Source organism: Polaromonas sp. P4_H1 (genome assembly GCF_056400945.1).
The window spans coordinates 141,666-160,704 of sequence record NZ_JBFUKG010000011.1 but is presented as its reverse complement, the minus strand read 5'-3'; the positions used below and the strand labels follow the sequence as shown (position 1 = coordinate 160,704).

Here is a 19,039-nt window from a genome sequence, read left to right as displayed (position 1 = left end):
GTTCAGCATCCTCTTCTCCCCCTGGCGACAGCCCGGCGGCGGGAGGCTCGGCGGACATGAGTTGTAAGATCACCGTGTGTTCAACCAAACAACGCCGGGAAAAACAAGCTCAACCAGCCGTGAGCGGGTCGGTGACGCCACCGTGTCCCCGCCGTCGGTGGCTGCCGTACCCGAGTTGGCCCGTGCCGGCGGCGAAGCTGTCCAGCGCCCCGCAGGTGCCAGTGCAATGGACGCTACCGCTGCCCGGCTTGCGGGTCTGCTCGACTCGGCCATGGACGCCATCATCACCGTGGACGAAGAACAGCGCATCGTGCTGTACAACCGCGCGGCGGAGAAAATCTTCGGTTGGCCGAGCGCACAGGCGATGGGAGCACGCCTGGAAAAGCTGATGCCGGAGCGCTTCCGTGGCAGCCATGCCGGGCATGTCCGCCAATTCAATACCACGGGTATCACCTCGAGGCGCATGGGCGACGGCACCGTGCTTTACGGGCAGCGCGCCAGCGGTGAAGAGTTTCCGATGGAAGCCTCCATCTCCCAGCTGGATACCGTGGACGGCAAGCTGTTCACCGTGATCCTGCGCGATGTCAGCGAGCGCATGCGCACCCAGGAAGAACTGAGCGCCTTCGCCGCCGCGGCCCACACCATTCGCGAAGGCGAGAAGACCCGTATCGCACGGGAACTGCATGACGAACTGGCCCAGTCGCTGACGGCCCTCAAGATGGACGCGATCTGGGTGCGCGACCAGTTGCCGGAGGGAGCGCAGGCGGCCGCCGCCAAGCTCGGCGAGATGCTGGCCATGCTCGACACCACGGTCGCAGCCACCCGCCGCATCGCCTCGGACCTGCGCCCGCTGCTGCTGGATGACCTGGGCCTGGCGCCGGCCATCGAGTGGCTGGTTCAAAATTTCAGCCAGCGCTCCGGCGTGGCCTGCACGCTCTCGGTGGATGACGAGGTGGAACTGCACGAGCCCTACGCCACCGCTGTTTTCCGTATCGTGCAGGAGTCGCTGGCCAATGTGGCCAAGCATGCCGAAGCCTCGCGCGTCGAGGTGAAAATCGAGCGGACGCCGGAGGCGGTCACCCTGCATGTTGCCGACAACGGCCGGGGCTTCTCGCTGGCCGCACCGCGCAGCCCCAATTCCCTGGGCCTCCTGGGCCTGCGCGAGCGTGCGCAGTTGCTCAAGGGGGCTGTCACCATCGATAGCCAGCCGGGGCAGGGGACCTGTATCGATGTGCGGATTCCGGTTCAGGTTCAGGAAGCGGGGGCAGCGGATTGATCAGGATCGTCATTGTGGATGACCACGCCATCGTGCGGGAAGGTCTCAAGCGCATCATTTCCTCGGCCGACGACATGGAAGTGGCCGGCGAGGCCGCCAACGGCGCCGAGGCCATGCAGCGGGTGCGTGAACTGTCGTTCGATGTACTGATGCTGGACCTGTCCATGCCGGGACGCAGCGGCATGGAGCTGATCAAGCTGGTTCGCGCCGAGAAGCCCAAGCTGCGCATCCTCGTGCTGAGCATGCACCAGGAGCTGCAGTACGCCGTGCGCGCCATCAAGTCCGGCGCCAGTGGCTACCTGACCAAGGAGAGCGCGCCGGCGCAGCTGGAGCAGGCCATCCGCAAGATCGCCGCCGGCGGTGCATTCATCAGTGCCGAGGTGGCCGAGCAGCTGGCGTTGGGTGCGATGCCGGGCAGCGAGGTCGCCGCGCACGGGACCCTGTCGGACCGCGAATTCGAAGTGTTCCGCCTGCTGGTCGCCGGTGTATCGGTCACCGACATCGCGGGCCGGCTCAACCTGTCGGTCAAGACGGTCAGCACGCACAAGGCCAACCTGATGCAGAAGATGGGCCTGCACAATCAAAGCGAGCTGATCCGCTACGCCATGCGGCACGGCCTGACCGACCAGTTCGAACCCTAAGAACCTGTTTACGATCTAAACGGGGCCGCGCAAGCACCTTGTCGGGATGGGATGCAAGGCGCGGTGCGCCGCCCATAGCTTGGGCTATGGGCAAGCGCCGCAACGCCGTAGACCGCCCGAGAAGGCGCTTGCCCTTCGGGTTGGGGTGACGCAAACGCGGTCGCGTTTGCATCCCCATGGGGGCAGCCGCACGACGCACAGCCGGCCGGCTGTGCGGTCGGGCGATTGAGCCACCCGAGCCCTTGCATGGGCATTAGCCCATGCGGCGGACCCGGGCGCCCCACTCATCCCGATTGCACCCCAACGCGGCCTCGTTTAGATCGTAAACAGGTTCTAGCCCGCTCGGAAAATTCCTAGGCCCCCTGCGGCGCCGGCCGAGGTAAATTTAGGGGCACGCCGAGGCCCACTTTCGACCTGCGCCGATGGCCCTGCGATCGCGCCGCGGTCACAGTAGAGGCATGCTTCAGCGCCACGCTCCCGCCATCAAGGTCTTCCTCGCCGAGGACTCCGCCATGATCCGCCAGCGCGTTGCCGTCTTGCTGGGCGCACGCGCCATCACCGTGGTGGGCGAGGCCGGAACACCTCAGGCGTCGATCGACGGGATTCTTTCCGCGTGGCCCGATGTGGTGGTGCTGGATGTGCAGCTCGATGGCGGCTCGGGCATGCAGGTCATGCGGGCCGTTCGCCTGGCTGCCCCCGGCATTGCCTTCGTCGTGTTCAGCAACAACTCGGCCCCGGCCTACCGCAAGCGTTATCTCGACGAGGGCGCCTACCGTTTCCTCGACAAGAGCACCGAATTCGACCAGCTCGCGCAGACGGTGGCGTCTGCGTGCGAGCAGGTCGTGCCATGAAACCAACCGCCCAGCAGGAGAAATGCATGTCTGGCCTCATCCTTGACATCCCCGCATCCCCGATCCGCTTTGTGCCCCGGCCGCCCCCGACGCGGGCCGGGACCGTCGCGCCCCTGAAAATCCTGTGCTCCAGCTGCCATCTGCGGGACTTGTGCCTGCCCTGCGGAATGACGGGCGCCGATATGGCCCGCCTGGACAGTTTGAGGTTCGGGCGGCGCAAGGTCAGGCTCGGAGAAGCCCTCTACCGCGCGGGTGATCGTTTCCAGTTCATTTATGCGGTGCGCAGCGGCACGTTCAAGTCCAGCCTCACGCTGGCGGATGGCCGCGAGCAGGTCAGCGCCTTCCACATGGCGGGCGAACTGATGGGCCTGGACGGTGTGGCCCACGCCACGCATGCGAGCAGCGCCACGGCGCTGGAGGACACCGAGGTCTGTGCCATACCCTATGCCCACCTCACGGAACTGGCGGCCGGCAATGCGGGCACGCAGAACCTGGTCAGCCGCCTGATGAGCCGCGAGATCGTGCGCGAGCACAGCCTGATGATGCTGCTGGGCAGCATGAATGCCGAGGAGCGTCTGGCGGCTTTCCTGCTGAACCTGTCGCAACGGCTGAGAGCCCGCGGCTACTCGGCCAACGAGTTCCACCTCAGGATGTCCCGGGCCGAAATCGGCAGCTACCTGGGCATGAAGCTGGAGACCGTGAGCCGGACCTTTTCGGCTTTCCAGCACAAACGCCTGCTGGAAGTGGACAAGCGCCATATCCGCATCACCGATCCGGAAGGCCTGACGCGGTCATTCGAGATGCATGTGCATTGAGTGCTTCGCAGTTCATCGAAGCACGGGCGGTTGATGTGAATCAAAGCGCCGCCGGGGCAGGCCCGCTAAGCTGACACGCTTTGACCCACGACCCTGCCGCGGCCTGATGGGCGGGTGCCTGCCTGACCGTCCACTCATCCCTTCTGCGTCAATGCAGCCGTCGCCGGCGCCGGGCGGACCGGGCGTCTGAACATGGCCAGCATCTCCTGTACGTCCTGCTGTCCTGCTTTCCTGCACTTGTTCCGCATCAACCACAACCTGCCGAAATTTCATGCCTGCTGATCTCACCGAAGCTATCCCGCACCGAAAAATCATCCGCTCCTGGCTCGCACCCATCGCCACCAAAAACACCGCGTACGCCCTGTTCCTGGTGGTGTCGGATCTTGCCCTGTTCGCGCTGGCCATCACTGCGACCGTCTTGTTGGCCCAGCCTGCGCTGCAGGTGCTGGCGGCCATCCTGACCGGCCTGGTCATCGGGCGTCTTTTCATCCTGGGTCACGATGCCTGCCACCAGAGCCTGACCCCGCACCGCCGGCTCAACCGGTGGCTGGGGCGCCTGGTGTTCATGCCGTCCCTCACGCCTTACAGCCTCTGGGACGTCGGCCACAACGTGGTCCATCACGGCTACACCAACCTCAAGGACTTCGACTTTGTCTGGCAACCGTATTCGATCGAGGCCTACCGAAGCATGCCTGCCTGGCGCAGGCTGTGCGAGCGCCTGTACCGAAGCGGCTGGGCGCCGTGGTTTTACTACGGCGTTGAAATCTGGTGGAAGCGAATGTACTTCCCGTCCCGGGCGTTGATGCCCACACGCCGCGGCATTTTCACGGCCGACTGCCTGCTGGTCACCGCGGTGGCAGCCGCCTGGATTGCCGCGCTCGCCTATGCGGCATCCGCGACCGGCCAGTCGGTGGCGTGGCTGCTCGGCGTCGCGTTTGTGCTGCCGCTCTTTGTCTGGAACGCCTTGATGGGCTTTGTCGTCTATGTCCATCACACGCATACCAGCGTTGCCTGGTACGAGCAAAAAAACGACTGGTCGGCGGCCAGCCCTTTTGTCTCGACCACGGTGCACCTGACATTCGGTGCAGGCATCGGCTGCGCGCTGCACCACATCATGGAGCACACGGCGCATCACGTCGACATGAGCCTGCCGCTGTATCGCCTCAAGAAAGCGCAGGCGCTGCTCGAGAAAAAACTGCCGGGCCGGATTGTGATTCAGCCGTTTTCATGGGCATGGTATTTCCAGACGGCCCGGCGCTGCAAGCTCTACGATTTCGAGCGGCAATGCTGGACAGACTTTGCCGGAAGGCGAACGAGTCAAGGCCTGTTCGCCCTGAAACGCACTTCCGTTTCAGGATGAACAGGCCCCGGCGCCCACCGCGGAATGCGGGCGCCTGAACGCGTGCACCCCGCTGCGCAAAAGCGCAGCGGGGTGCGTGGCTGTCGCACCGCCAATGGGCCTGGGGCCCGGGTGCTCAGGGTGCTTGTTTATTGAACAGCAGGATAGGCATGCTCAAGGGCGCTGACCGATACAGCGGTACCCGACGACGCTTCGGCCTTGACTTCAGCACGGGTCCTGGTGCTGGCCGGTGCCGCCTTGACCTGTTTGTAGCCGCTGTTCAAATTCGCGTCGTAGCCTGCGCGCTGTGCCTGCAGCAACTCGGCCTGCACGTCAGCACGTGTTTTGGTACTGGCGGCGCTCACTTGGTCCAGCTGGTCCAGCGGATAGGGGTCGCGGCCTTCGGCGAAGCTGTTGGCAGAGGCAAGTGCAGCGATGGCAAGAATGGAGGCAGAGACAAGAGTCGATTTCATGATGAATTTCCTTGAGAATGTTTTTTGAAATATCCGGTCGGACGGGCGTTCTGCCCGAGGGGCCTTCATCGCTGAGTCGCTGTTATGTGTGGCTCATCGATGTACTGAACCTTGTTCCGCATCGTCGATAGACAAGTGTGCTTTGGCAGAACATTCCATTATCAAAACTGGAACAATGAAAGCGCCATATGCTGGAACTTTTTGGCACGCTAAAAGTTCCGGGCCGCAGCCTCATCAAGCGCAGCTACATGGCTGCCACGTTGCTGCACATGGCGAAATCGGACGATGCCGGACTCTCATTGCAGAAAGGACGTGCCAGGTTCTGGCATGTCATATGGGGACTGATGGCCGGTTTTCCATGCCAGCCGCGGCCTGGGCTCCCATGGCCTTGCGAGTGCGCGGTAAAGGTTCAGCTCAGTCGTGCCGCGCGTCCATTTTCTTGATCACAGTCCGCGTGTACTCGGTCATGAATTCCAGGAACACGCTGGTTCTTGCCGGAATGAATTTGCGGCTGGGCAGTGCCGCGTACAGGGTGTTGGTGCCCGTGATCCAGGGCGACAGGATTCGTTTCAGCTCGCCACTGTGGAGGTGGTTGGCCACCATGTGACTCGACTGGCTGATGATGCCAGCGCCATCGACGCAGGCGCGTATCAGCGTGTCGGAGTGGTTGACCAGCATGGCGGGCTCGATCGGCACTTCCAGCTCGCGCCTGTTCTCGTCGGGATTGATGAGGCGCCAGACGCGGTGCCGGTTCGCCGGGACCTTGATCCGCAGGCAGCGGTGCCGCGCGAGGTCTTCGGGCTGCTGCGGAATGCCGTTGCGGCGCAAGTAGTCGGGTGAGGCGCACAGGATGCCGTCCGACGAGGCAATCGGCCGCGCAATGATGTTGGCATCGAAGGTATCGGTCGCACCCAGCAGCGTCAGGTCGTAGTCTTCCACCGGTGGCACCAGAGGCGAGTCCACGTGGATATCCAGCACGACCTTGGGATAGCGCCGCCCGAACTCGGCCACCAGCGGCCCCAGCACATGCACACCGAAGATGGGCGGCGTCAGGATGCGGATCACGCCGGACATTTCCTGGGCATGCGCCTGCGCCGCCGCGTGGGCCTCGTCGATGTCGCTCAGGATGTGGCGCACGCGAGCCAGGTAGGCAACACCTGCATCCGTCAGTGCCATGCGGCGGGTGGTGCGATGCAGCAGCCGCACGCCCAGATGGTCCTCCAGGTCGCTGACCAGCCGGGTCACCACGGCCGACGACATGTCGAATTTGCGCGCCGCCGCGACAAAGCTGCCGTCATCCACCACCTGTTGAAACACGCGCATTGATTGAAGTCGGTCCATGGAATACCCTTGTTTTGCGCTTCATTATTGCTGTTTTAGCAGTAATAAATTGTTAATTTTGCTGTTTTTTGATTTGCTTGAAAGGAATAAAGTTCGTCCATCGATGAGCCGGAGCCCCCTTGCAAGGCGACTCACCGAGGCTGGACAGACGGGATAGATGAGCCCGCCATGCCCGGAAATGTCACTTTAACTTTGAGAGGACTTTCATCATGAAATCAAAATTGATTGCCAGCGCTGTTGTGGCGATTGCTGCCCTGACTTCCGTAGCCGCTTCGGCCCAGACCTTCAATTCCTATCTGTGGGACCAGATGAAAGTGCCTTCGACCCGCACCCGCGCCGAAGTCCAGGCCGAAGTGCTGCAGGGGCAGCGTGAAGGGGCCACGGCCAGCTCCAACGGCGCAACGACCCAGCAAAACCCGGGCGTGTCCAACGGCGACACGTCTGGTACTGCCTCCCAAGGCGCTGCCGGCGTGTTGAAGGCCGTCCAGCAATAAGCGATATCCGCTGATGCAGCAGCAGGCGCCCGCTCCAGGCTGGCGTCCCCGTTGCAACATGCAAAGGCTCCGGCGCCGTGACAGGTTCCGGGGCCTTTGTACATGGTGGATGCGCAGAGATCGTCCAGGCCCTTGCAGAACTGCCCAGGCACTGCCGTGGATGGCGTTGGCAGTTGCTACAAGAAAGTTGCTGCAAGAACAATAGCGGTTTGATTCTGCTTGCTTCGACAGCTGTTGAGGAAGGCTGCGGCTGTCACTCGGGTGGCGCGCCGGACACCGGCCGATCGCCGTCCGGGCCTCGGCGCGATGTCTTGCGCGCTTCATAGCGCTTCATCAGCGGCGTGACCGAAATGCCGTGCGCAATGACCGAGGCGATGACCACGGCCAGCGTGAGGGAGAGCAGGCGCTGGGCCAGCGCTGTTTCAATGTCGTGGCTGATGGCGTAGAGCAGGTAATACAGCGAGCCGATGCCGCGAATGCCGAACCAGCCCATCAGGCGGCGCTGCGCGCCCTTCACGGGCGTGCCCAGCAGGCCAAGGTACACCGCCAGCGGGCGAATCACCAGGAACAGCACCGGGATGAACCACAGCACTTCGCCGTGAAAGCGTACCGTGGCAATCAGCACCCCCACGGTCAACACCATGGCCACTTCGACAAAGCTTTCCAGCTGGCTGTTGAAGCGCTGCACCTCGTTCATCATGTGGGCGGGAGCTTCGGCGCCGGAGGCCTGCTGCTCTGCGGCGCTCAGCTCGGGCGCAGGCGGGGCGACCGGCACTTGCGGCAGCTCGTCAATGCGCCGGAGCGCCACCCCGGCAGCGAACACGGCAAGAAAGCCGTAGGTCTGGCTGACCAGGGCCAGGCCGTAGGTCAGGGCGATCAGCCCCAGGGCAATGAACTCGTCAGAGCCCAACGCCTCGCGATGGCGCATGCGCAGGTAGAGGATGACGCGGCCGATCAGCGTGCCCATCAGGTAGCCCAGGCCAAGGCCGCCGGCCACCGCCCACAGCACATCAACCGCCCACCAGCGCCAGCCGCCGTCGCCCAGTTCGTGCAGGCCCAGCAGGCCCAGCCCCAGCATGACGAAGGGGAAGGCCGAGCCGTCGTTGAGGCCGCCTTCGCCGGTGAGGCCAAAGCGCAGGCGATCCCGGTCCCCCACATTGGCCACCTGTACGTCAGACGCCAGCACCGGGTCGGTGGGGGCCAGAATCGCGCCGAGCAGCACGGCCGCGCCCAACGGCAAGCCGAGGCCCCACACGCCGAGTGCCGTGATGGCGCCCACCGTGGCCACCATCGACACCGTGGCCAGCTGCACCGGGATGCGCCAGCGCCGGTCCGTCAGCGGTAGTTTCAGCTTCATGCCCGCGGTGAACAGCGATATCAGCACGGCCACTTCGGTGAGCCGTTCCAGCAGCGCCACGTTCTTCAGCGCGTCAAGCTTGAGAAGGCCCAGACCCATCGGCCCGATGGCCACGCCCACCCCGAGGTAGAGCATCGCCGCGCTCAGCGGCAGGCGCGCAATGAAGGAGCCGCTCAGGGTCATCACGATCAGCAAGGCGCCGACGATGATGCAGCCCAGGGTGAAATCGGACGGCTCAAGCATGGCGGGATGGTGGGGCTGGGTTCTGCCGTCGCCTGCCCGCGAAAAATGCTGTGCTGGTCATTGGCACAGCTTAAAGCAAACCCCTGTGTAGTTCAGCCGGGCCGGCACGCACAGCGGCGCTCGCCGCAGCGACCCTGCTCATTGCCGGCCCATTCCTTTTCCGCGAATGATGGCGTCGGACACATCGGCGGGCGCCTCCGTGTAGTGCTTGAATTCCATCGTGTAGGTGGCCCGGCCCTGCGTCAGTGAGCGCAGCGTCGTCGAGTAGCCGAACATTTCGCTCAGCGGTACTTCGGCGCGCACCAGCTTGCCGCCGCCCCCCGCGATGTCTTCCATGCCCTGGATCATGCCGCGGCGCGTGGACAGGTCGCCCATCACATGGCCCATGAAGTCTTCCGGCATTTCGACTTCGACCGCCATCATGGGCTCGAGCAAAATCGGCTTGGCGCGGCGCATGGCCTCCCTGAACGCGATGGCGCCGGCCATGCGGAAGGCGTTTTCATTCGAATCAACGTCATGCGACGAGCCGAACACCAGCGTGGCCTTCACGTCAACCACCGGATAGCTGGCCAGCACGCCGGCCGTCAGGGCATCCTGGATGCCCTTGTCCACCGCCGGAATGTATTCGCGCGGCACCACGCCACCCTTGACGGCATCGACGAACTCATAGCCCTTGCCGGGTGGCTGCGGCTCGACGTTCAGCACGGCATGGCCGTATTGCCCGCGCCCGCCCGACTGCTTGATAAACTTGCCTTCAACATCCTTGACGGCCTGCTTGATCGTCTCGCGGTAGGCGACCTGGGGTTTGCCGACGGTCGCGTCCACGCCGAACTCGCGCTTCATCCGATCGACCAGAATCTCCAGGTGCAGCTCGCCCATGCCGGAGATGATGGTCTGGCCGGATTCTTCGTCGGTCTGCACCCGGAACGAGGGATCTTCCTGGGCCAGCCGGTGCAGCGCCACCCCCATCTTTTCCTGGTCGGCCTGGGTCTTGGGCTCGACGGCCTGGGAGATCACCGGCTCCGGAAAGACCATGCGCTCCAGCATGATCACCTTGTCCGGGTCGCACAGGGTGTCGCCGGTGGTCACGTCCTTCAGGCCCACCGCCGCCGCGATGTCACCGGCATGCACTTCCTTGATTTCCTGGCGGACGTTGGCGTGCATCTGCAACAGCCGCCCGAGCCGCTCCTTGCGCGTCTTGCCCGGGATGTACACGGTGTCGCCGGTCTTGACCACGCCCGAATAGACGCGAAAGAAAATCAGCTGCCCGACAAACGGGTCCGTCATGACCTTGAACGCAAGCGCGGCGAAGGGCTCGTTGTCGGCCGGATGGCGCTCGGCGTCCTTGTCGTCTTCGGTGTGGCCCAGGATGGCCGGCACGTCGACCGGTGAGGGCAGGTAGTCGATGATGGCATCGAGCAGCGCCTGCACCCCCTTGTTCTTGAAGGCGCTGCCGCACAGCATGGGGACGATCTCGTTGGCGATGGTGCGCTGGCGAATCCCCTGCCTGATTTCGTCTTCGCTCAGCGCTTCGCCGGCGAGGTACTTTTCCAGCAAGGGCTCGCTGGCTTCGGCGGCGGCCTCGATCATCTTGTCACGCCAAGTCCTGGCGGTGGCGAGCAGCTCGTCCGGAATGTCGCGGTATTCGAAATGCAGGCCCTGGCTGATGTCATCCCAGACGATGGCTTTCATCTTCACCAGATCGACCACGCCCTGGAAGTGATCCTCGGCGCCGATCGGAATCTGCACCGGCACCGCCACGCCTTTCATGCGCTCGCCGATCTGGCGCTGCACGCGGAAAAAGTCGGCACCCACGCGGTCCATCTTGTTGACGAAGGCAATGCGCGGCACCTTGTACTTGTTTGCCTGGCGCCACACGGTTTCCGACTGCGGCTGCACGCCGCCGACGGAGTCGTAGACCATCACCGCGCCGTCGAGCACACGCATGGAGCGCTCGACCTCGATCGTGAAGTCGACGTGGCCCGGTGTGTCGATGATGTTGATGCGGTGTTCCGGGTAGTTGCCGGCCATGCCTTTCCAGAAGGCGGTCGTCGCGGCGGACGTGATGGTGATGCCGCGCTCCTGCTCCTGCTCCATCCAGTCCATGGTGGCCGTTCCCTCGTGGACCTCGCCGAGCTTGTAGTTCACCCCCGTGTAGAACAGGATGCGCTCGGTCGTGGTGGTCTTGCCGGCGTCAATGTGAGCGCTGATGCCGATATTGCGGTAGCGTTCAATAGGTGTTTTGCGGGTCATGACGTCTCCTTGCGCACCAGGTTGGGCGGGCACGACCGGCGCTTTGTGCAACAACAGCGTCCGGCGAAGCCCGCCTGATCAGGGTATGCGAAGGAGATGCTAAAAACAATAGCGAATTACCGCAGCGAACGCTGCACGTGCAGTACGTGTGCAATACGTGTGCAGTGTGAAGGGGCTGCTTATGCCGTTTCGGCCAGCGCATCGCCCAGCGCGTTGATCAGCCGGTCGATCTCGGCCTTTTCGCTGATGAAGGGCGGGGCCAGCTGGATGGTGTCGCCGCCGTAGCGCACGTAAAAGCCTTTCTTCCAGCAGTTCATCGCAATCTCGTAGGGCCGGCGTGCCGGCTCGCCCGGCAGCGCGGCAATCGTGAAGCCGGCGGCCAGGCCGTAGTTGCGGATGTCGGCCACATGCTTGCTGCCCTTGAGGCTGTGCACGGCGTTCTCGAAATGCGGCGCCAGCGCCTTGACGCGGCCGATCATGTCTTCCTTCTGCAGCACGTCGAGCGCGGCCACGCCGGCGGCGCAGGCCACCGGGTGGGCCGAGTAGGTGTAGCCGTGCGGGAACTCGATCATGTACTCCGGGCCGCCCGCGTCCATGAAGGTGTCGTAGATGTCTTTTGTCGCGACCACGGCGCCCAGCGGCTGCGCGCCATTGGTCACCTGCTTGGCGATATTCATGATGTCGGGCACCACGCCAAAGGCCTCGGCGCCGGTCCAGGCGCCGCAGCGGCCAAAGCCGGTGATGACCTCGTCAAAAATCAGCAGGATGTTGTGGGCCGTGCAGATCTCGCGCAGGCGCTGCAAATAGCCCTGCGGCGGAATCACCACGCCGGCCGAGCCGGAGAAGGGCTCAACGATCACGGCGGCGATGTTGGACGCGTCGTGCAGCGCGATCACGTCGAGCAGGCGGTCGGCCAGTTCAGCGCCGGTGGGCGGCATGCCGCGGTGAAAGGAGCCGGGCGGCGGCTGGGTGTGCGGCAAGTGATCAGCCTCGACACCCTGGCCAAACAGCTTGCGGTTGGCCGCGATGCCGCCGACCGAAATGCCGCCGAAGTTGACGCCGTGATAGCCCTTTTCGCGGCCGATCAGGCGCGTCTTGCCGGCTTGGCCCTTGGCGCGCCAGTAGGCCCGCGCCATCTTGAGCGAGGTGTCGGCCGCCTCGGAGCCCGAGCCGGTGAAGAACACGTAATCCAGCCCCTCGGGCGTCAGTTCCTTGATCCTGTTGGCCAGCTCGAAGGCCAGCGGGTGGCCGAACTGGAAGGCCGGTGCGTAGTCGAGCTTGCCGACCTGGCGGCTAACGGCCTCGGTGATTTCGCGCCGGCAGTGGCCCAGGCCCGAGCACCAGAGGCCCGACAGGCCGTCGAAAATCTTGCGCCCCCCGGCATCCGTCAGGTAGGCCCCGCTGGCCTCCACCACCATGCGCGGGTTGGCCTTGAAGCTGCGGTTGGCGGTGTAGGGCATCCAGTGGGCGTCGAGCCAGGCGGCATCCATGCGGGGGCCGGCGGCCGTTGTGGGTTGCTCAAGGTCAGTGAAGCGCATGTGCTTTCTCCGGAGTTTGGGGGGGGCAGGAAATGGTGGGGAGCGGCCTCTCGCGAGAACCCGAGAGCCGGAGAACCCCTTTGGCGAGGCGATGAGGACATTCTGGAGTGTTCTGTTAACCTCTAAAAGCATGCAATATCAATGTTTACTTGAGGTTTTATGCAAGTGAAGCGCGCCGTGCTGGGGCAGTTGAGCGACATGGACCTGCGGCTGCTGCAGGTGTTCAAGAGCGTGGTCGATTGCGGCGGCATGGCGGCGGCCGAGCTGGAGCTCAACATCGGCACGTCCACGGTCAGCCGCCATGTGAAGGACCTGGAAACCCGGCTGGGCCTGGTGCTGTGCCGCCGTGGCCGGGCCGGTTTTGCCCTCACGCCCGAGGGGCAGCGGGTTTATGAAGAGACTTTGCGCTTGCTGGCTTCGGTTGAGGGTTTTCGGAACAGCATTGACGATATCCACTCACGCATGGGGGGAGCGCTGGCGGTCGCGGTGTTCGACAAGACCGCCAGCAATCCGCGGGCTCACATTGGTGAGGCGATTGCCGAATTCACCGAACAGGCGCCCGACGTGCACCTGCAACTGCATGTGGCTTCCATCAACGCCATCGAGCGTGGCGTGATGGATGGCAGCTACCAGGTGGGCATCATTCCGGCCCACCGCACTTCTCACAGTCTGCTGTATGCCGAGCTGTTCAGCGAGACCATGCTCCTGTACTGCGGCGCGCAGCATCCGCTGTTTGGCGCCGACCCGGGGTCTGCGCTGACCTGGGACGGGCTGCAGGCCTACCATTTCGCGGGGCTGGGTTATCACTCGCCCAACATGGCCTTGAGCCACAGCGCAGGCCTGTCGCGCAAGGCCACCGGGTTTGACCAGGAGGCCATTGCCACCCTGATCCTCTCGGGGAAATTTCTCGGCTTCCTGCCAGACCACTACGCCGAAGCATTTGAGCGACGCGGCCAGATGCGGGCGGTGCAGCCCGCCGTGTTCCGCTACCCCTGCACTTTTGTCAGCCTGCTCAGGCGCTCTCCCCAGCCGTCGCGCGTGGTACAGGCCTTTCACGATTGCCTGGTGCGGGCGCACGGCAAGGGCAGGACGCCCTGAAGCGCAGCAGCGAAGGAGGACTACCAGTCCACCACGCTCAGGCCCAGGCTCAATACCGTGCGCTTTCTGTTGAAGTCCAGCAGGCTGTCGCCATAGCCGCTGAACAACTGCACGTGGTAGCGCAGGCCGGTGTAGCTGGATGAGGAAGCGGGCCCCACCATCCAGTCCAGGCGGGCCGAGCCACGGGCCTCCTTGCGCAGCGAATGCCGCAGCGTGAGGCCCAGGCTGTGGGCCTTGTTGATCTGCCAGGCGCCGGTCAGTTCTGCGCGGCCCACGTAGTTTTCGATGCCGGGGTTGTCGTCATTGCCGGACGACTCGCGCAGCCGGTCCCAGACCCGGCCCTGCAGTGTCAGGCTGGAGTCGCCGGCCAGTGTTTTCTCGGCCGCACCCATCAGGTAGACGCGGTTCCAGCTGCGTGACAGCGGCAGCGACTGCCCGTTGGACTGGTGCACCAGTCCCAGCCCGGAGAGCCGGTAGTTCCAGCCGCCGGCCAGCGGAATCTGGTGCGGGTAGATGTAGATCAGCTCGGGTTCATGGTCGGTGTTGCGAAACGGGCGTGACAGCCCGCCATTGAACAACTGCCAGTAACTTTGCTGGGTGTAGCCAAACCACAGCGAGTCGTGGTCGTCCTGGTCCGCGGGGCCGCTTTTGAGCAGGCCCTTGGCGATCTTGGTGCGGACCGACAGCTGGATTTTGTTCTCGGTGCGGCCGTAGGCCTGTGCCGTCAGGGCTGTATGGCCGGCGGCCGTCGAGGACGGCTGGGTGTTCACGCTGTCGGACGCCGAGACGGCTAGCGAGGTGGGCCGGTAGCCGCGCAGGGAAAAGGTGTCGCAGTCGGTGCCGCGCTGCAGTTCCCAGAACCTGGAGAGCACGCCGTACTGGTCGTTTTTGCAGCCGAGCGGTTTGCCGTCCGGCGCATCGCTGTTCATGGCGGGCAGCACCAGCACCGGCATGGCTGGCTGGCCCGTGTCCGGATTGGCCGGCGCGGTGGTCAGGGTGGGGGCCGGTTTGCCGGCCCCGTTGCTGGCTGGCGCCGCAGCGGGCGACTGCGAATCCGCCCATTGCTGAAAACACGCCAGCTGCGCCGCGGCATCGTTTTTCAAGGCCTGGCAAGCCTGCCAGCCCTCGCTGGACGGACGCTGGAGCGGCACGCCGGCCGCCGGCGCGGCCTGGGCTTGCGCCGCGCCGGTCAGCAGGCCGGCGAGCAGCAGGGCGCAGGGCAGCGCGGATCGTTGAAGAGGCAGGGGGAGGGACATGGCGTCAGTCATCACGGCGGGTGAAATCCTCAAGGTAATCGGGTCAGGGTGAAGGGCACATCGGGCGCGTTGGCCGGTGCGCTGCTGCTGGTGTCTTTCCAGGTGCCCCGGAACATCCGGCCACAGGAGCCTTCCACCGCTTCGCCATTCCAGGTGCCGGTGATGCTGATGTTGTCGGACGACTCATCCAGCAGCAGCAGGCCGTCCTCCAGGTCGCCGGCCAGCGCGGCTTTCGCGGCATGGCCGCCAGCCTTCGGGGCGTCTTTGGTTCCGCGCAGGTCACGGCTGACCGTGCCGGCCAGGCTTTCCGTGAACTCCGCATGCCGCTCCAGCCGCATGGTGGCGCGGGCCGGCAAGCCGGTGGGCGGATTGGTAAAGCGCGCGGCCCACAGGCCATGCAGCTGCTCGGCCTTCAGGGCGTGGGGAGGCGGGCATGCCGCCGCTTTCGTTGTGTTTTGGGCGCTGACCCCGGAAAAATGGGAGCAGGCAGCGATGAACAAGAGCGTGAGCCGGAGCATCTTTGACGTCATGACTGGGTAAATGTCCTGGTTAGACCGCTCTGGCGCTGGTAGGGCAACCAGGGCGTAGCGGAACACAATGAAAGTGATGGATTCGTGCCCAAGGCTGGCGCCAGGCCGCGGCGCAGGCTGCATGCCGGCGGCACCGGCCGCGCAAAGGGACGAAGGGGACGAAGGGGACGAAGGATCGCGGTTGGAATAAGGATTTAAGTTGTCAATGCGCGAAGTCGGTTTGAGTTTAAAAACAACGCGCAGTGGGTTGAGCTTGGATGAACTTGTGCACTATTTCACGGGCAAGGGCATCAAGAGCAAGCGCGGGCGTGGCGGCAATGCGGTATGCAGGTTAACCCGAGGAGAGTGCAAGAATTTGTAACCTGATAATCGCCGAATGTTCCTATTATCCGAAAGAATTTCATGACCATTCGTAAGTGTCTGTGTGCGCTGGCTCTCGGGCTGGGTGCGGTGGCCGGGTCGGCCTGGGCCCAAGGCGGTCCGCTGCTGTTCGCGGTGAACGAAGGCGTGACCTACCGCGTCAACCCCGTCGCCACCGTCGAGCGCTTTCGGGAAATTTCGGAAGACCTGAGCAAACTGCTCAAGCGGCCGGTCAAGGTTCAGCCGGTCACCGACTACAAGGAGCTGGCGGCGGGGCTGGCCGAGCAGCGCTACGACCTGGCCTATGTGCATCCGGCGCACCACTCCATCCGCGCCATGACCAGCGGCGGCTACCACCTCGTGGCGCTGACCAAGGGCTTCACCGAGTACAAGGCGTCGTTCATGGTGCGCGGCGACTCGACGCTGAAAACCCTGGCCGACCTGAAGTCGGGCAAGATCGGCGCGCCCGACGAAGACTCCATCACCTCGGTGATCATGCGCGCCACCCTGCGTGACGCACTGGGGTCGCAGCCGCTGCCCGCCACCTATGTCAAGCTGCAGGAGGCGGTCCCCTTCATGATTGAAAACAACTTTGTGGCGGCTGGCGTCAGCGCATCGCGCGCCGTGGTGAAAAACTGGCAGGACAAGGGCGGCAAGGTGCTGGCCAGCAGCAAGCCGGTCCCCATCAAGCACATGATTGCCAGCAGCAAGCTGTCTGAAGCGCAGCGCGCCCAGCTCACCAGCTACTTCGTGGAGCTGGACCAAAACTCCGAAGGCAAAAAGCGTCTGGACGCACTCAATGTCCCGGGCTTTCTGGTCTCCGACGAGGCCGCCCTGATCGGCTTGGGCAAGTGGCTGAGCATTTGACGGCAGGGGCCTGAGTCGCGCATCCAAAGGGGGCGCAGTCGCGGCCCTCTAGCGCAGTTCCGAGGCCGCCGCGGCGGCCAGTCCATCGGCTGATTTTTTGGCAAACTCGGCCCGCAGGGCCTTGAGCTTTTCGCGCGGGTCTTCTTTCACCGTGGCCTTGTCCAGCGCCATCTCGGCAATAAACCGGCTCGGGATGCCGGCGATGGTGTCACGGTTCTTCTTGCGCCGGCGCAGCCAGTTCACCGCCAGCGTGCGCTGGGCGCGGGTGATGCCCACATACATCAGGCGACGCTCTTCCTGCAGGCGCAGCGCAATGTTGTCGGTGTTGCTGCCGTCGTCTTCTTCGAGCTTGAAAGGCAGCAGGCCTTCGTTGCAGCCGGCCAGCATCACATGCGGCCACTCCAGGCCCTTGGAGGCGTGCAGGGTGGACAGTGTCACCACATTCTGGTCACCTTCGCGCTCGCTGATGGTGGACAGCAGCGCAATCGTCTGCACCACTTCAAGCATGGTTTTGGTTTCTTTGGCCGTGGTCACGCCCGCCGCATCGTCAATCTGCCCGCCGCAACGCTGCGCCATCCAGTCGCAAAAATCCATCACATTGCTCCAGCGCGCGGCCGCGACCTTTTCGCTGTCTTCGCCGTCGTAGAGGTGTTTTTCGTAGTCGATTTCCTTGAGCCAGTCGTTCAGAAACGTGCGCGCATCTACCGCACCCACGGTGCGCCTGGCACGGTATTCCAGCTCGTTCAGATAGCGGCCGAATTCCTGCAGCGAACCGACCGCCTTGGCCGGCAGCACCGAGCTCAATGAGTTGCTGAACAGCGCCTCAAACAGGCTGAGCTTGTACTGGTCGGCAAAGGTGCCCAGGGCGCCCAGTGTGGTGTGGCCGATGCCGCGCTTGGGCGTGGTCACCGAGCGCATGAAGGCCGGGTTGTTGTCGTTGTTGACCAGCAGGACCATCCAGCTGCACAGGTCCTTGATCTCGGCGCGGTCAAAAAAGCTTTGCCCGCCCGACACCTTGTACGGAATCTGCGCCTTGCGAAAGGCTTTTTCCAGCGGCTTGGCCTGGTGATTGGCGCGGTAGAGCACGCAAAAATCTTTCCATTCCTTGTACTGGCTGCCCACGGCCTGCAGCTCGCCGCCCGCGCGCAGGCTCTGGATGCGGGCCACCACGCGCTCGGCCTCGTGCTCTTCGCTGTCGCAGTCCACCACGCGCACCGGCTCGCCCTCGCCGAGTTCCGAGAACAGGGTCTTTGGAAACAGCTTGGGATTGGGGCCGATCACGTTGTTGGCGGCGCGCAGGATGGCGCTGGTCGAGCGGTAGTTCTGCTCCAGCTTCACCACCTTGAGGCTGGGGTAGTCCTGCGGCAGTTTCTTCAGGTTGTCCAGCGTGGCGCCGCGCCAGCCGTAGATCGACTGGTCGTCGTCGCCCACCGCCGTGAAGCGGCCGCGCGCGCCCACCAGCAGTTTGAGCACTTCATATTGCGTGGCGTTGGTGTCCTGGTATTCGTCGACCAGCACATGGCCAAGGGACTGCTGCCATTTGTTGCGAACTGCTTCGTGCTCCCGCAGCAGCTTGAGCGGCAGGCCGATCAGGTCGTCAAAGTCCACGCTCTGGTAGGCCGTCAGGCGCTCTTCGTAGTGCGCCATGACGCGCGCCACCAGGCGCTCTTCATCGTTGCTGGCCTGGGCTGCGGCCTGGGCGGCATTGAGCCCCTGGCCTTTCCAGGCGCTGATGGTCCACTGCCACTGGCGCGCCGTTGCCACGTCGGTGCTGCCGCCGGCGTCTTTCAAAATGCTGGTCACGTCATCGCTGTCCAGGATAGAGAACTGCTGCTTCAAGCCCAGCGCCTGGCCGTCCTGCCGCAGCATGCGCACGCCCAGCGCGTGAAAGGTGCAGATCAGCACGCCCTTGGCCTGCTTGCCGATCAGGCTTTTGGCGCGTTCGCGCATCTCGGCGGCCGCCTTGTTGGTGAAGGTGATGGCGGCAATCTGTTCGGCCTTCAGCCCGGACTGGATCAGCCGGCCGATCTTGTGCGTGATCACCCGCGTCTTGCCCGAGCCGGCACCGGCCAGCACCAGGCAGGGGCCGTGCAGGTAGTTGACGGCTTCCTGCTGGGCGAGGTTGAGCCCGTGACTGGCAGGAGAAGCGCCCGAAGGGGCGGCAGGGGAAACAGGGGAGGGAGACGACATGCAGGCGGGGCGCTTGGGGAAATGGTGGAGCAGCTTGGGTTAGCTTGGGTGAGAGGGTGTTGGCGTGAAGAAACCGGTAATCAGGGTCCGGGAAAATTAGCGCGGAACAGCGGGAAT

16 protein-coding genes are annotated in these 19,039 nt (G+C 64.2%); 8 read left to right on the top strand and 8 right to left on the bottom strand.

All coding sequences use genetic code 11. The features are described from left to right. The first annotated feature begins 76 nt into the window (after positions 1-76). The 5 genes from AC1DS5_RS15700 to AC1DS5_RS15680 all read left to right on the top strand — a co-directional run bounded on the left by AC1DS5_RS15700 (position 77) and on the right by AC1DS5_RS15680 (position 4,943). Positions 77-1,276 (top strand): sensor histidine kinase, encoded by a 1,200-nt coding sequence (locus tag AC1DS5_RS15700; RefSeq protein WP_477719181.1) that lies wholly within the window; start codon positions 77-79, stop codon positions 1,274-1,276. Further along, a complete protein-coding gene (locus AC1DS5_RS15695; protein WP_477719180.1) occupies positions 1,273-1,917 on the top strand; it encodes a response regulator in 645 nt (214 codons plus the stop codon). Before AC1DS5_RS15700 ends, AC1DS5_RS15695 begins: the two co-directional genes overlap by 4 nt. A gap of 458 nt (positions 1,918-2,375) precedes the next feature. Then, positions 2,376-2,768: a response regulator gene (locus AC1DS5_RS15690; protein WP_477719179.1), complete on the top strand. Its 393-nt coding sequence runs from the start codon at positions 2,376-2,378 to the stop codon at positions 2,766-2,768. A gap of 26 nt (positions 2,769-2,794) precedes the next feature. Continuing rightward, entirely contained in the window at positions 2,795-3,583 is a 789-nt protein-coding gene (locus AC1DS5_RS15685) for a helix-turn-helix domain-containing protein (RefSeq protein WP_477719178.1), read from the top strand. A 271-nt stretch (positions 3,584-3,854) separates the two neighbouring features. Then, entirely contained in the window at positions 3,855-4,943 is a 1,089-nt protein-coding gene (locus AC1DS5_RS15680) for a fatty acid desaturase (protein ID WP_477719177.1), read from the top strand. Between the two features lie 128 nt (positions 4,944-5,071). Here AC1DS5_RS15680 and AC1DS5_RS15675 read toward each other — a convergent pair whose 3' ends face one another. Next, on the bottom strand, positions 5,072-5,395 hold the full coding sequence (locus tag AC1DS5_RS15675) for a DUF4148 domain-containing protein (RefSeq protein WP_477719176.1): 324 nt from the start codon (positions 5,393-5,395) through the stop codon (positions 5,072-5,074). Positions 5,396-5,809: 414 nt separating this feature from the next. Further along, positions 5,810-6,736, bottom strand: a complete 927-nt coding sequence (locus tag AC1DS5_RS15670; RefSeq protein ID WP_477719175.1) for a LysR family transcriptional regulator — start codon at positions 6,734-6,736, stop codon at positions 5,810-5,812. 209 nt (positions 6,737-6,945) lie between these two features. Between AC1DS5_RS15670 and AC1DS5_RS15665 the strand changes: the two genes are divergently transcribed. Further along, the gene (locus tag AC1DS5_RS15665; RefSeq protein WP_477719174.1) at positions 6,946-7,230 is read left to right on the top strand and encodes a DUF4148 domain-containing protein; all 285 of its coding nucleotides are present in this window, start codon (positions 6,946-6,948) and stop codon (positions 7,228-7,230) included. Between the two features lie 253 nt (positions 7,231-7,483). On the opposite strand, the gene AC1DS5_RS15660 is transcribed toward AC1DS5_RS15665, so the two are convergent. The 3 genes from AC1DS5_RS15660 to aptA all read right to left on the bottom strand — a co-directional run bounded on the left by AC1DS5_RS15660 (position 7,484) and on the right by aptA (position 12,621). Next, entirely contained in the window at positions 7,484-8,830 is a 1,347-nt protein-coding gene (locus tag AC1DS5_RS15660) for a cation:proton antiporter (protein ID WP_477719173.1), read from the bottom strand. Positions 8,831-8,968: 138 nt separating this feature from the next. Further along, positions 8,969-11,083 (bottom strand): elongation factor G, encoded by a 2,115-nt coding sequence (gene fusA / locus AC1DS5_RS15655; RefSeq protein WP_477719172.1) that lies wholly within the window; start codon positions 11,081-11,083, stop codon positions 8,969-8,971. Positions 11,084-11,262: 179 nt separating this feature from the next. Then, positions 11,263-12,621 carry an omega-aminotransferase AptA gene (aptA, locus tag AC1DS5_RS15650; protein WP_477719171.1) on the bottom strand — a complete coding sequence of 453 codons (1,359 nt, stop codon included), beginning with the start codon at positions 12,619-12,621 and terminating at the stop codon, positions 11,263-11,265. A 159-nt stretch (positions 12,622-12,780) separates the two neighbouring features. Between aptA and AC1DS5_RS15645 the strand changes: the two genes are divergently transcribed. Further along, on the top strand, positions 12,781-13,719 hold the full coding sequence (locus AC1DS5_RS15645; protein ID WP_477719170.1) for a LysR family transcriptional regulator: 939 nt from the start codon (positions 12,781-12,783) through the stop codon (positions 13,717-13,719). A 20-nt stretch (positions 13,720-13,739) separates the two neighbouring features. Here the strand turns inward: AC1DS5_RS15645 and AC1DS5_RS15640 are convergent, their stop codons facing one another. Then, a complete protein-coding gene (locus tag AC1DS5_RS15640) occupies positions 13,740-14,975 on the bottom strand; it encodes a phospholipase A (protein ID WP_477719169.1) in 1,236 nt (411 codons plus the stop codon). A 29-nt stretch (positions 14,976-15,004) separates the two neighbouring features. After that, positions 15,005-15,505 (bottom strand): hypothetical protein, encoded by a 501-nt coding sequence (locus AC1DS5_RS15635; protein WP_477719168.1) that lies wholly within the window; start codon positions 15,503-15,505, stop codon positions 15,005-15,007. A 402-nt stretch (positions 15,506-15,907) separates the two neighbouring features. Between AC1DS5_RS15635 and AC1DS5_RS15630 the strand changes: the two genes are divergently transcribed. Beyond that, positions 15,908-16,732 carry a phosphate/phosphite/phosphonate ABC transporter substrate-binding protein gene (locus AC1DS5_RS15630; RefSeq protein ID WP_477719167.1) on the top strand — a complete coding sequence of 275 codons (825 nt, stop codon included), beginning with the start codon at positions 15,908-15,910 and terminating at the stop codon, positions 16,730-16,732. A gap of 48 nt (positions 16,733-16,780) precedes the next feature. Here the strand turns inward: AC1DS5_RS15630 and AC1DS5_RS15625 are convergent, their stop codons facing one another. Further along, complete coding sequence (locus tag AC1DS5_RS15625; protein ID WP_477719166.1) at positions 16,781-18,922, bottom strand: UvrD-helicase domain-containing protein; 2,142 nt, start codon at positions 18,920-18,922, stop codon at positions 16,781-16,783. Between the last annotated feature and the right edge of the window lie 117 nt (positions 18,923-19,039).